This is a genomic window from Cysteiniphilum sp. GTC20157 (assembly GCF_055396795.1).
Genome location: NZ_AP044698.1, coordinates 2,164,139 through 2,177,574, shown reverse-complemented (window position 1 = coordinate 2,177,574; position 13,436 = coordinate 2,164,139). Strand labels below are relative to the sequence as shown.

The window sequence follows — 13,436 nt, the reverse complement described above, 5'->3', positions numbered from 1 at the left end:
GTTTTTTGCTTTAAGCTTGGCTATACTGTCAGAAGTTGAAGTTAAAAGGACGAATAAGCATGCCGCTTTCTTATATGATGACACGCTTGAAAAGCAAAGGATTGGTTGCTATTGATTGGTCTGACTATTTTTTACGCATTGTTGTCTTAAGAAAAAAAAATCAAGGTTATGAGTTAATAGCAGCCGATAGTGCTGAGCTTGAACATGGCATGATTGAAAATGGGCAGATCATTGATTTTGCTGAGGTGGCTGAGAGTTTACTAGGACTTTTAAAGCGCAATAAGATTAAGCATAAACAGGCAGCCTTTGTTATCAATGGTGCGAATGTTATTAGTAAGCGTTTGCGCTTTGATGAGGGGCTGAATGATGCGCAAATTCATGATGAGATTGTGATAGATTTCAACAAACATGTATCTTATCCGCCGGAAGAAACCTTTTATGATTTTGAGATACAAAGAAAAGAAGAGAGTGCTAATGTTAGCAAACAGGAAGTGTTGTTTATTGCGGCACATAAAGATCAAATTGCACAATATCAGCAGTTAGCCCAGATATGCCGTTTACGGCTTGAGGTTATTGATATTGATAATTATGTATTACAACGTTTTGTTGAGATTTTTTACCCTGAGGAGAAGCAAGATTGTTGGGCACTGATTTGTTTGAATTTCAAACGCTTCAAATTGCACATTCTTGATGAAAATCAAATTTATCTTTCTGAGCAGAAAACCATTTCAGGAGGATTAAGTGAAGCAGAATACTTGAATGCATTAAATGCTTGGTTGATGCGTAATATGCAGATGTTTGAAGTATCCAATCGTGGAAAAAAGCTGAAAAAAATTGTGTTATACGGTGATCGTGTTGAGATTGAAAATATCATTGTCAGTTTTAAAGAAATGATGCAATTAGATGTGGTGATATTAGATCCATTTGCACATTTAGAGAACTCACAAGTGGCCGCGGATATTGAACACAAGGCGTCATATCTATTAACTATTGCTCTGGCAACTCGACCGGAGGTGAGCTGATGCATAATTTTAATCTTTTACCATGGCGTGAAATGCGCCAAAAGAAGCATTTAAAATCTTTGGCGCTTGATTTTGGATTTGTTGTGCTTGTTGGTGTGATCATTACGTTTATTTGGCTTGTCATTGCGTCAGAAGGATTATCTAATCAGTATGAACGTAATGAGTATTTACGCACGCAAAATACCAATTTTTTAAAGAATAATGCGGAATTAGTTAAGCTTGAAGAAGAGAAGTTAGAACTCATTCGCAAAATTGAGCTTTTAAATAACTTAAAGAAAGAGCGGCAAAAAGTATTAGGTGCGTGGTTTGGATTGTCACAAACTTTGCCTGATACTGCTTACTTAATTAGTATTGAAAAAAATAAAGATGAGTTGGTTTTAGAAGGGCGCGCTGAAAATAGTAAAGCGGTAGCACAGTTTATGCGTGCTTTGGAAGACTCACCTGAGTTTGATCGACCTACTTTGGCGAATATTAGTTTGATTGGAAAGTCTGGCTTTGGTGCTGAGAATGCGTTTAAAATAAGCGTGAAACAGGAGGCGGCAAAATGAAAAAGAAGCTCATTTTGTTGCTAGATAAGCTAAGCACGCAACCTTTGTGGTTGAAGTTGATTATATCGACTGTTGTGCTTATTCTCGTTGTGCTATTAGGCTATTCAACCATTGTTAGTATGCGCTATCAAGAGAGAACAAATGCTTTTGCTTTGGAAGAACAATATAAAAGTGAATTGATTAGAAACATTGCTCGCAGTAAATCATTACCTGTTTTGCAGCAACAAGTTGAAATCTTGAAAAATAAGTTTAATGCATCGTTGCAAGCCTTACCAACCGATAGCGAATTACCGCAATTAATTGAGCAGTTATCGGATTTGGCATTTCAAAATGGGTTACGTGTGAAAGTGCTAAACCCACAACCCTTAGATTATAAAGATAATTATGCAATTCTTAATATCCAACTAGCATGTGACGGCACCTTTGAGCAGCTATCTCATTTTGTGAATAAGCTTGAAACATTACCACGAATTATTTTGATTGAAAATTATCGTATTGTCCCTTATAACACAGTGAGTGAGAATGGTATTTTGCAGATGAGCATGAATCTGCAAACCTTTAGCCTGAAATCAAAACCAGGCAAAGAGGGGGAGTAGATGTTTGGGCGGATCTTGTTGGTTATTATTGTTTGTGTTGTGTCACACTTGGCATTAGCAGCACCCAAAGATTTGGTATTGTTTGTTGAAAAAGCCAAAGTACAAACAACGGCAGATAAAGTACCTCGATTGCCGGAGCTTAAAATGATCAAAACACAAGCCATGAATACAAAAGGCTTGAGAAATCCATTTGACACGCCAGCAAAGCTTAGAGTGAAAGAGGCGCCAACACAGATGGTTGATGATAAGCAATATGAGCCTGATCTGGCGAGACGCAAGTCACCATTGGAGAAAATTCCATTAGAAGACCTTAAGTTTTCAGGTGTTATTGAGCAAAGTGGGCATTTTTGGGCTATTATAACCAATGTAAAAAATCAACATGCAAATATTGTTCAAGTTGGCGATTATATTGGTCGCGATTATGGACGCGTTGATAAAATTACGGCAAAGTATGTGGAGATTGATGAAAGGAAGAAAGGAAAAGAGGGGCAATGGCTCAAAGTAAACACCGTATTAAATTTAGATCAGGCAGAATAATATGTTATTAAAGGCAAGCGTCTTAAGATTAACAGCATGTGTTTTAACATGTGCAATAACAGTTCCTGTTGCAGCAGATACGTTGCATTTCGGTAAAGTTACGCTTGATGTGGATATGGCTCACTACTTAGAGAGTGCGGCTAAAATTTCTGCGACAACTAGTGCCCATTCTCCTAAAAACTTATCCACAATAAATGGCAAGAAAGCAGTTGTTGAAAAAAACGTACTAACATCAATTAAACAAGCAAGTAAAATTAATTTAAATAGCTCGCAAGCCCATGTTGACGATATTCGTTATCAGCGTTCATTGAATAATGGCGGTGTGTTGAAGCTTCTTTGGAAAAAACAGCCCCAATATGTCGAGTTTTCAGAGCATAAAAACGCATTATTGATTACCTTGAAGGATACCAGTATTGCTGATTATTGGCTGCACAATATTGATACAACCGTATTTAACACAATTGTCAACTCGATTGATTTATCACAAGAAGGTAATGATTTAGTTGTTGTTATTCATACGGCAGTGCCATTTAACTTTACGCGCAAGGCAACGGATAAAATGCTTGAGGTTGATTTAACCAATCAGCAGACAGAAGTGGATGGTTTTAATGTTAACAAGAAGATATCGTTAAAGTTTCAAGACGTGTCAGTGCGCGCGTTACTGCAAACAATGGCGCAGTTTGCTGGTCTTAATCTTGTCGTTAGTGAAGGGGTTGAGGGTAATGTTTCGTTAAACTTAAATCAAGTGCCTTGGGAAGAAGCGTTGAATATTATCCTTGTATCCAAAGGACTTGGAAAGCGTCTGATGGGTAATATTTTATATATAGCACCTAATGCAGAAATCGCAGCACAAGATCAAGAAGCAGCCGCAGCACAAAAAGCCAATCAGGCGGCAGCACCATTGGTTACTGAGTATATTCATCTTAACTACGCTAAAGCAGAAGAAGTGATGAAAGTAATTGAAGCAGGGAAATCTGGGTTTGTATCATCACGTGGATCGATTGCGACCGATGAACGCACCAATACTATTGTGATTACTGATACCAAAGATTATATCAATTCCGTGCGCGCAATGATTGAAAATTTAGATGAGCCGGTAGATCAAGTATTGATTGAGGCACGGATTGTTGAAGTCTCAAGAAAATCAGCATTTGATTTAGGGATTGGCTATACGGCTAAAAACAGTTCAGGTAGTACGATTAGCATTTTGCCTAATTATCTTAACAAAAAGGATGAGAAACCGGGCTCTACAAATGCAACACTTGCTTTTAGTGGCTTATTTGGTGGGATTGATTTAAGTTTAGAGCTATCTGCACTTGAAACCGAAGGTGATGCCAAGATTGTATCCTCGCCTCATTTAGTTGTTGCTGAAAATACAGAAGCTTATATTAAGCAAGGTAAAGAGATCCCATATAATGAGAGTAGTGCCTCAGGAGCGGCAAGTATTGCCTTTAAAGAAGCCGTACTTGAACTTAAAGTAAAACCACAGGTAGCACCAAATGGTCATGTGGTCTTGGATGTTACTGTCAAAAAAGACGCACCATCAACAGATGGCAGTGTTGGAACTTCTGGGGAGCCTGCGCTTGATAAGCGAGAAATTGAGACAAAGCTTATGGTTAAGAATGGTCAGACTGTCGTCTTGGGTGGGATTTACGAGAAAACAGTTGAACACTCAAAAAGTAAGGTGCCTTTCTTGGGTGATATTCCATTGTTAGGTTGGTTATTTAGTAGTGTCAGTAATAGTTCGGAGAACAAAGAATTACTGATTTTTATTACCCCTAAGATTATCAAAAGGGAGGCACTTTAATATTATACAAACATATAAGGAGATTGATTTGTGGACAGGGATAAACTAGCTGCGCTTATTGATGCACGAGAGAAAGCTTATAAAGCCATTTCAACCAAGTCATTTGATACGATTGCCACGCATGGTGTATATGATTTGCATGAAGCAATGTTAAATCAAGGTTCCATTATTGAGCCCGTTTATATGACCACAGCGCAAGCATTCTCAAGTGCTGACGAGTTGCAACAAGCGTTAGCATATGAAATTCCAAGCTGGGCGTATTCACGCATTCATAACCCGAGTGTTTATTATTTGGAATCAACGCTTGCTTTATTGGAGTCGTATCAAACCTCTCAGGCAGCCTCTTGTTGCGTGATGAGTTCCGGCATGGCGGCTATTACGGCAGTGGCAGATGCATTGTTGGCAAATGCAAAAAAAGCCAATTTTGTTGCATGTTCTCAAGTGTATGGGGGAACGTTTCAGCAATTTAGCGTGCGTCAGCTTGAAAAGGGGCGTGAGGTTCGTTGGCTGGCAGCATCTTCGTCACTTGATATATGGCAAGCAGCAATCGATGAACAAACACGTTTTATCTATATTGAAATTCCATCAAATCCCGGCTTAACCATTTGCGATATTAAATCTTTAGCTAAGCTTGCCCAAAGCCATGATATTCCATTAATTGTTGATGCAACTTTGGCAACACCTGCCTTGTTTCGACCTTTACAATATGGTGCTGATGTTGTGATTCATTCGCTGTCAAAAGTTATGAGCGCTTCTGGAATGGTTATTGGTGGTGCTGTTATTAGTCGAGCAAATATGCGTGGGTTTTATTTAATTGATGAGATGAAAGCCGATTTTGCATCATATCTTAAATTGTTGCCAAATCGTGATAATGGTGCATGCTTATCGGCAATGAGTGCTTTTTTGACTTTGTCGGAGCTGCGCACTTTGCGTATGCGTGTAGATCAACTTTCGCAAACAACACTTACGGTGGCAAATTTCTTAAACGATCATAAGATGGTTGAAAAGGTAATTTATCCGGGGTTGAAAAACCACCCACAGCATAATTTGGCACAATCTTACTTCTCTTTGGTGGATGCAGGTAAAGGGGTAAATCGCTATGGGCACTTGCTATCTTTTTTAGTTAAAGGTGATTTGGAGAAAACTAAATCAGTATTAAGTCGTATGAAAATGATTTTTAGAGCAACGGACTTGGGAAGAATTAAATCAGTGGCAACGATTCCCGCGATATCAACCCATCAACAGCAAGGCGATATAGGGCGTGATATTGCAAATATTCCAGTAAATCTTATTCGTTTAAGTGTAGGTGGAGAGCATCCACAGGATATTATTGGCGATCTTGCTCAAGCACTTAGTTAATTAACGCTCACTGGGTAACTTAATTGCTTTTTCAAATGTTTAATGCGTCCGATAAGTAATAGCCCAATGCCGCCAAGAAAGAGTAATCCCATAATTAAAATGCTCAAACCGTATATTGGATGCATGTGAACAAGTGATAGTGCTACAAGAGGAGCGGCACCACTAATGCCATTACCAATACTATAGGAAAGTGCACAGCCTGTTGTTTGCCATTGGCTATCAAATGCTTCAGCAAACAGTGGTGAGATAGCGCCTTGAATTGCTGCCATCAGCAGAGTCAAGATGGTAATTGCCAAAAACACCCAGATTGGAGACTTTGTTTGAATCAAATAAATTATTGGAATGGTTAAAAGGAAAAACAAAATGGCAGCGATATAAAAAAGCCGCTTAGCCCCAATTTTATCGGCATGTTGCCCAAAGATAGGATAAAAAATGCATGCTAATACTAAAGTGAGGCTGTTAATCAAAAAAGCAGTCTGTTCAGATATGTTTAACTCAGTGATTTGATAGTTCACCAAGTAGGTAAAGACAATATAATACAGTGATGCCGCCATAGTTGTTAAAAGGCTCACAGCAATTACGGCTTTATATTGGCTGACAAGCCAGATAAAAACATTTTGCCGTTCGTTTTTATTTTTGTTAACACTTGGGTAACTTTCATTACGATTAAGGTAAAGATAAATAAGGAATAAGATACCGCTTAAGGCAAAAGGGATGCGCCAAATCCATTGTGTATCATGAGGTGAAAAAATACTAGAGGCAAAAAAACCAACAATCGATGCAAGAAGGAAGCCTAATGATGATATGGAGAATACCATACCAACTGCAAAGCCTTTGTCACTATGATGATCTTTTACAGATAGCGAGATAAGACCGGGAAATTGTCCGCCAACGGATAGACCTTGAATGATGCGCAGTACAATTAATAATGTCGGTGCCCAAACGCCAATCATTTGATAATCAGGCAATAGTGCAACTAGAAAGGTCGAGATACCCATCGCAATCACACAAAAATTAATCATGATCTTAGGGTGATAATAATCACTTAACCAACCAATCAAAAAACCACCTAGAGGGCGAACGAGTGAGCCAAGAAAAAAAGTAGTAAACGTTAACAGTAAGCTGACATAAGGATCATGACTTGGAAAGAAATCTTTTGCTATATAAATCGCAAAGTAGATATATAAAGAGAAATCATACCACTCGATAATGTTACCAAAAGAAAGACGAGCGAAGCTAATAAGAGATTTTTTCATCGTGAAATTTAAGGTTTGTGCTATCCAGTTCTTTTCAAGGGTGTCATAGATTAAGATTAAAACCAAGGTAATATTAGGAATAAATCTAATACCGCTTGTAAATCATTTTGCATTATTCAGTGGCAAAGAAGTTTTCGCCCTTTATGAATAATCTGAAAGTAAGCAACCCTTCCTGGTATTTTGGGTTGTTTTTTAATCAAAACAACAGTGAAAGCGAGAAAAACACAAAAAGATGAAAAAAGGGGTTGCGGGGTTGGAATTGGTGTGTATAATGGCACCTCGTTCTTGGCGAGAATGTTCGCGAGAATGCCTTGGTAGCAAGGTTTAAGAGATGTTTAAAGAGATATAAAATGTAGATACTTAAATACTTTGAGCAAGAATTTTTGCGGGTTGTTAGTTCTTGTTTTAGGACTGGAGTTAATGATCTAAGGATTTAAACTGAAGAGTTTGATCCTGGCTCAGATTGAACGCTGGTGGTATGCTTAACACATGCAAGTCGAACGGGTTCGGAAGACAGAATACAGAAGACAGAAGGCAGTAATTATGAGTGCAGCAAGCTGCACGATTATTTTAAATTTAAAATAATCATCGCAAAGCGATACAAATGATCTGTCCTCCGTCTTCAGTCCTCTGTCTTCTGGCTAGTGGCGGACGGGTGAGTAACGCGTAGGAATCTGCCGTATAGTGGGGGACAACAGTTGGAAACGACTGCTAATACCGCATGACACCTTCGGGTCAAAGGTAGCACTTATGTGCTGTCGCTGTACGATGAGCCTGCGTTGGATTAGCTAGTTGGTTGGGTAAAGGCTGACCAAGGCGATGATCCATAGCTGTTCTGAGAGGAAGATCAGCCACACTGGGACTGAGACACGGCCCAGACTCCTACGGGAGGCAGCAGTGGGGAATATTGGACAATGGGGGCAACCCTGATCCAGCAATACCACGTGTGTGAAGAAGGCCTTAGGGTTGTAAAGCACTTTAGTTAGGGAGGAAGGTTGTTAGGTTAAGAGCTAGACAATTTGACGTTACCTAAAGAATAAGCACCGGCTAACTCCGTGCCAGCAGCCGCGGTAATACGGAGGGTGCGAGCGTTAATCGGAATTACTGGGCGTAAAGGGTTCGTAGGTGGTTAGATAAGTCAGATGTGAAAGCCCTGGGCTCAACCTGGGAACTGCATTTGATACTGTTTAACTAGAGTTTACTAGAGGATTGGGGAATTTCCGGTGTAGCGGTGAAATGCGTAGAGATCGGAAGGAACATCAATGGCGAAGGCAACAATCTGGGGTTAAACTGACACTGAGGGACGAAAGCGTGGGTAGCAAACAGGATTAGATACCCTGGTAGTCCACGCTGTAAACGATGAGTACTAGCTGTTGGATCTGGTGTAAAAGATTTAGTGGCGCAGCTAACGCGTTAAGTACTCCGCCTGGGGACTACGGCCGCAAGGTTAAAACTCAAAGGAATTGACGGGGACCCGCACAAGCGGTGGAGCATGTGGTTTAATTCGATGCAACGCGAAGAACCTTACCTGCCCTTGACATCCATAGAAGAATTCAGAGATGGATTTGTGCCTTCGGGAACTATGAGACAGGTGCTGCATGGCTGTCGTCAGCTCGTGTTGTGAAATGTTGGGTTAAGTCCCGCAACGAGCGCAACCCTTATTTTTAGTTGCCATCATTAAGTTGGGCACTCTAGAGAGACTGCCGCTGATAAGGCGGAGGAAGGTGGGGACGACGTCAAGTCATCATGGCCCTTACGGGCAGGGCTACACACGTGCTACAATGGGCATTACAGAGGGAGGCGAAGGTGCGAGCTGGAGCGAAACTCAGAAAGGTGTTCGTAGTCCGGATTGCTCTCTGCAACTCGAGAGCATGAAGTCGGAATCGCTAGTAATCGCGGATCAGAATGCCGCGGTGAATACGTTCCCGGGTCTTGTACACACCGCCCGTCACACCATGGGAGTGGGTTGCAAAAGAAGTAGATAGTCTAACCCTACCACTTTTATTATTTTGATATGTTGATGATTGTTTGTTGGCTGTTGAGATGGTAAAAGTGGTAGGGGGGACGTTTACCACTTTGTGATTCATGACTGGGGTGAAGTCGTAACAAGGTAGCCGTAGGGGAACCTGCGGCTGGATCACCTCCTTAAAGGTACGAAAGTACAAAGAATATAAGAAAGTGCGAGAAGTATTTAAGTGTTTACAATTGATGTTTTTTAGTCCGGAAGACAGAAGGCAGAAGACAGAAGACAGAAATTGAGTCAAGCGAGCTTGAAGGGTTAATATTTAAATTAATTCATCGCGAAGCGATTCGAATACTGTCCTTTGTTCTCAGTTTTCTGTTTTCAGGCATGGGTCTGTAGCTCAGCTGGTTAGAGCGCACCCCTGATAAGGGTGAGGTCGGTAGTTCAAGTCTACTCAGACCCACCATATCAGAAGACAGAGGACGGAAGACAGAAGACAGTAATTTTGAGTGCAGTGAGCTGCACGATTTTTATTTTAAAGAATCATCGCGAAGCGATACAAAGATCTGTTCTCTGTCATCTGCTCTCTGTCCTCTGAATTGGGGCCATAGCTCAGCTGGGAGAGCGCCTGCTTTGCACGCAGGAGGTCAGCGGTTCGATCCCGCTTGGCTCCACCATCCAGATGACGGAAGACAGAGGACAGAAGACGGAGTTTGAATCAAGCAAGCTTGATGGTTTTAATGTTTAAATTGAATCATCGGTGAGCGTGGAATTATCTGTCATCAGTCCACAGTCTTCGGTCATCCGAAACAGAGATCTTTAACAATTTATTATAGAGTAATGACCAAGAGAATAAGCGCAAACGGCGGATGCCTTGGCAGTCAGAGGCGATGAAAGACGTGATAGCCTGCGAAAAGCTTCGGGGAGTTGGCAAATAAACATTGATCCGGAGATGTCTGAATGGGGGAACCCGATCAGAAGACAGAGGGCAGAGGACAGAAGTTTTTTGTTTTATCTATGCCTTATGTCTTCTGATCATTCAGATGGCGGAAAATAGCGGATTGGAAACAGTAAGTTGATTTTAGAAACGTGATATTTAATTTTAAATTTAAGTAATTATTTTTAAAGTTTAAGGTATCGCACAGCGATTCAACAACTGTCTTCTGTCTTCTGTTTTCCGTCATCTGAAGGCGAACGTGGGGAACTGAAACATCTAAGTACCCATAGGAAAAGAAATCAACCGAGATTCCCTTAGTAGCGGCGAGCGAAGGGGGAGTAGCCTTGTATATTTTAGCGTATAGATTAGTTGAACATTCTGGGAAGGATGGCCATAGCAGGTGATAGCCCTGTAGACGAAAATTTATAGGTGGAACTAGATATACGAATAAGTAGGGCGGGACACGTGAAATCCTGTTTGAAGATGGGGGGACCATCCTCCAAGGCTAAATACTACTGACTGACCGATAGTGAACCAGTACCGTGAGGGAAAGGCGAAAAGAACCCCGATAAGGGGAGTGAAATAGAACCTGAAACCGTTTGCGTACAAGCAGTCAGAGCATTTTTAAGAGATGTGATGGCGTACCTTTTGTATAATGGGTCAGCGAGTTACTTTTAGTGGCGAGGATAACTGAATAAGGGATCCGTAGCGAAAGCGAGTTTTAATAGAGCGATGAGTCGCTAGGAGTAGACCCGAAACCGACGCGATCTATCCATGACCAGGTTGAAGGTTGGGTAACACCAACTGGAGGACCGAACCCGGTAATGTTGCAAAATTATGGGATGAGTTGTGGATCGGAGTGAAAGGCTAATCAAGCGCGGAGATAGCTGGTTCTCCCCGAAAACTATTTAGGTAGTGCCTTGTGGATGACTCGTTGGGGTAAAGCACTGTTTCGACTAGGGGGGTTTTGCGACCTTACCGACTCGATGCAAACTTAGAATACGACGAAGTTGAATCACAGGAGACACACGGCGGGTGCTAAGGTCCGTCGTGGAGAGGGAAAGAGCCCAGACCGCCAGCTAAGGTCCCCAAGTTATCGCTAAGTGGGAAACGATGTGAGAAGGCATAGACAGCCAGGAGGTTGGCTTAGAAGCAGCCACCCTTTAAAGAAAGCGTAATAGCTCACTGGTCGAGTCGGCTTGCGCGTAAGATTTAACGGGGCTAAGCGATACACCGAAGCTGCGGATGGCACCTATGGTGCCATGGTAGGGGAGCGTTCTGTAAGCTGAAGAAGGTGAATTGAGAAGTTTGCTGGAGGTATCAGAAGTGCGAATGCTGACATGAGTAACGATAAATAAGTGAGATTCTTATTGGCCGAAAACCCAAGGTTTCCTACGCAATGTTAATCAACGTAGGGTAAGTCGGCTCCTAAGGCGAATCCGAAGGGAGTAGTCGATGGGAAACAGGTTAATATTCCTGTACCGATTGTAATTGCGATGGAGAGACGGAGAAAGCTAGGTCTGCCCGGCGGATGGTTGTCCGGGTGAAAGCGTGTAGGTAGTGTGTTTAGGTAAATCCGGATACATGTTGATCTGAGGCGTGAGACGAAGTGGAGCTTGCTCCACGAAGAGATTGATGCTCTGCTTCCAGGAAAACCTTCTAAGCATAGATTATGATTGACCGTACTGTAAACCGACACAGGTGGGTGGGTAGAGAATACCAAGGCGATGAGAGAACCCAGGTGAAGGAACTAGGCAAAATGACACCGTAACTTCGGGAGAAGGTGTGCCCCGTTAGGGTGAAGGATGAACATCTGGAGCTTGAAGGGGTTGCAGATATCAGGTGGCTGCGACTGTTTACTAAAAACACAGCACTCTGCGAACTCGAAAGAGGAAGTATAGGGTGTGACGCCTGCCCGGTGCCGGAAGGTTAATTGAAGGGGTTATCCTACCACTTAATTATTTTGGAGTTTGATATGTATTATGTATACGTGATTTATTCAAAAGCGTTAGATAATTTTTACTTGGGTTATAGTAAAGACCTAAGAAGGAGAATTGATTCGCATAAGTCAGGTAGAAGTAAATACACAAGTCAGACGAGAGATTGGATTCTTGTCTACTACGAAGCTTATGCAAGTGAGAAGCTTGCTAGGTTGAGAGAAGCTAAGTTAAAGCGAGCGAATCGAATGAGGGTTTTGCTATATCAGCGCTTAAGAGAAGAATTGACAGAGTAATTAAGTGGTAGGAGAAGCTCTGGATCGAAGCCCCGGTAAACGGCGGCCGTAACTATAACGGTCCTAAGGTAGCGAAATTCCTTGTCGGGTAAGTTCCGACCTGCACGAATGGCGTAACGATGGCCACACTGTCTCCATCTGGGACTCAGTGAAATTGAAATCGCAGTGAAGATGCTGCGTACCCGCGGTTAGACGGAAAGACCCCGTGAACCTTTACTATAGCTTTGCACTGGACTTTGAAAATATTTGTGTAGGATAGGTGGGAGACTATGAATTCAGGGCGCTAGTTCTGAAGGAGTCGACGTTGAAATACCACCCTGATATTTTTGGAGTTCTAACTCAGGCGGAAGCCGAGGACAGTGTATGGTGGGTAGTTTGACTGGGGCGGTCTCCTCCCAAAGAGTAACGGAGGAGTACGAAGGTGCACTCGGTGCGGTCGGAAATCGCACCAAGAGTATAAAGGCAAAAGTGCGCTTGACTGAGAGAGTGACGGCTCGATCAGGTACGAAAGTAGGTCTTAGTGATCCGGTGGTTCTGAATGGAAGGGCCATCGCTCAACGGATAAAAGGTACTCCGGGGATAACAGGCTGATTCCTCCCAAGAGTTCATATCGACGGAGGAGTTTGGCACCTCGATGTCGGCTCATCACATCCTGGGGCTGAAGCAGGTCCCAAGGGTATGGCTGTTCGCCATTTAAAGTGGTACGCGAGCTGGGTTTAGAACGTCGTGAGACAGTTCGGTCCCTATCTGCCGTGGGCGTAGGAGATTTGAGAGGGTTTGTTCCTAGTACGAGAGGACCGGGATGAACGAACCGCTGGTGTTTGGGTTGTCTCGCCAGAGGCATTGCCCAGTAGCTACGTTCGGAATGGATAACCGCTGAAAGCATCTAAGCGGGAAGCCAGCCTCAAGATGAGATCTCCCTATTGGAGGACAGAACACAGAGGACAGAAGACAGAATATGGATCAAGCAAGCTTGATGGTTTTAATATTTAAATTAGATCATCGCGAAGCGATTCGATTATCTGTCATCAGTCTTCAGTCATCTGTTCTCTGATCTGAAGGGTTGTTGAAGACTACGACGTTGATAGGCTGGCTGTAGAAGTGCAGTAATGTATGAAGCTAACCAGTACTAATTGCCCGAGAGACTTGGTTATTACTCTATGATAGATTGTTAAAGG

The 13,436-nt window shown here is 42.3% G+C and carries 7 protein-coding genes, 2 tRNA genes and 2 rRNA genes; 10 read left to right on the top strand and 1 reads right to left on the bottom strand.

Annotation, left to right across the window (positions count from 1 at the left end; translation table 11 throughout):
* The first annotated feature begins 59 nt into the window (after positions 1-59).
* The 6 genes from pilM to ACZ5V8_RS09830 are packed head-to-tail and all read left to right on the top strand — an operon-like array spanning position 60 to position 5,869.
* Complete coding sequence (gene pilM, locus ACZ5V8_RS09855; protein WP_464217642.1) at positions 60-1,022, top strand: type IV pilus biogenesis protein PilM; 963 nt, start codon at positions 60-62, stop codon at positions 1,020-1,022.
* Positions 1,022-1,570 carry a PilN domain-containing protein gene (locus ACZ5V8_RS09850; RefSeq protein ID WP_464217641.1) on the top strand — a complete coding sequence of 183 codons (549 nt, stop codon included), beginning with the start codon at positions 1,022-1,024 and terminating at the stop codon, positions 1,568-1,570. The genes pilM and ACZ5V8_RS09850 overlap by 1 nt, the downstream gene beginning before the upstream one ends.
* A complete protein-coding gene (locus ACZ5V8_RS09845; RefSeq protein WP_440617195.1) occupies positions 1,567-2,166 on the top strand; it encodes a type IV pilus inner membrane component PilO in 600 nt (199 codons plus the stop codon). Before ACZ5V8_RS09850 ends, ACZ5V8_RS09845 begins: the two co-directional genes overlap by 4 nt.
* Positions 2,167-2,703 carry a pilus assembly protein PilP gene (locus ACZ5V8_RS09840; RefSeq protein ID WP_464217640.1) on the top strand — a complete coding sequence of 179 codons (537 nt, stop codon included), beginning with the start codon at positions 2,167-2,169 and terminating at the stop codon, positions 2,701-2,703.
* A 1-nt stretch (position 2,704) separates the two neighbouring features.
* Positions 2,705-4,510 carry a type IV pilus secretin PilQ gene (locus ACZ5V8_RS09835; protein ID WP_464217639.1) on the top strand — a complete coding sequence of 602 codons (1,806 nt, stop codon included), beginning with the start codon at positions 2,705-2,707 and terminating at the stop codon, positions 4,508-4,510.
* 30 nt (positions 4,511-4,540) lie between these two features.
* Entirely contained in the window at positions 4,541-5,869 is a 1,329-nt protein-coding gene (locus tag ACZ5V8_RS09830; RefSeq protein WP_464217638.1) for a trans-sulfuration enzyme family protein, read from the top strand.
* Here the strand turns inward: ACZ5V8_RS09830 and ACZ5V8_RS09825 are convergent.
* Positions 5,866-7,125 carry an MFS transporter gene (locus ACZ5V8_RS09825; protein ID WP_464217637.1) on the bottom strand — a complete coding sequence of 420 codons (1,260 nt, stop codon included), beginning with the start codon at positions 7,123-7,125 and terminating at the stop codon, positions 5,866-5,868. The genes ACZ5V8_RS09830 and ACZ5V8_RS09825 overlap by 4 nt on opposite strands.
* A 435-nt stretch (positions 7,126-7,560) precedes the next feature.
* On the opposite strand from ACZ5V8_RS09825, the gene ACZ5V8_RS09820 reads away from it, so the two are divergent.
* The 4 genes from ACZ5V8_RS09820 to ACZ5V8_RS09805 all read left to right on the top strand — a co-directional run bounded on the left by ACZ5V8_RS09820 (position 7,561) and on the right by ACZ5V8_RS09805 (position 13,412).
* Positions 7,561-9,273 (top strand): 16S ribosomal RNA (locus ACZ5V8_RS09820).
* A 204-nt stretch (positions 9,274-9,477) separates the two neighbouring features.
* A tRNA-Ile gene (locus ACZ5V8_RS09815) sits at positions 9,478-9,554 on the top strand.
* Positions 9,555-9,689: 135 nt separating this feature from the next.
* Positions 9,690-9,765 (top strand) — tRNA-Ala (locus ACZ5V8_RS09810).
* A 165-nt stretch (positions 9,766-9,930) separates the two neighbouring features.
* Positions 9,931-13,412: ribosomal RNA gene (locus ACZ5V8_RS09805) — 23S ribosomal RNA — on the top strand.
* The 16S and 23S rRNA genes sit together here with 2 tRNA genes alongside, the layout of an rRNA operon.
* Positions 13,413-13,436: the final 24 nt, after the last annotated feature.

Excerpts from the sequence above, each read along its gene's own strand:
- pilM (WP_464217642.1), top strand. The coding sequence starts at position 60 with ATGCCGCTTTCTTATATGATGACACGCTTGAAAAGCAAAGGATTGGTT.
- ACZ5V8_RS09850 (WP_464217641.1), top strand. The coding sequence starts at position 1,022 with ATGCATAATTTTAATCTTTTACCATGGCGTGAAATGCGCCAAAAGAAG.
- ACZ5V8_RS09845 (WP_440617195.1), top strand. The coding sequence starts at position 1,567 with ATGAAAAAGAAGCTCATTTTGTTGCTAGATAAGCTAAGCACGCAACCT.
- ACZ5V8_RS09840 (WP_464217640.1), top strand. The coding sequence starts at position 2,167 with ATGTTTGGGCGGATCTTGTTGGTTATTATTGTTTGTGTTGTGTCACAC.
- ACZ5V8_RS09835 (WP_464217639.1), top strand. The coding sequence starts at position 2,705 with ATGTTATTAAAGGCAAGCGTCTTAAGATTAACAGCATGTGTTTTAACA.
- ACZ5V8_RS09825 (WP_464217637.1), bottom strand. The coding sequence starts at position 7,125 with ATGAAAAAATCTCTTATTAGCTTCGCTCGTCTTTCTTTTGGTAACATT.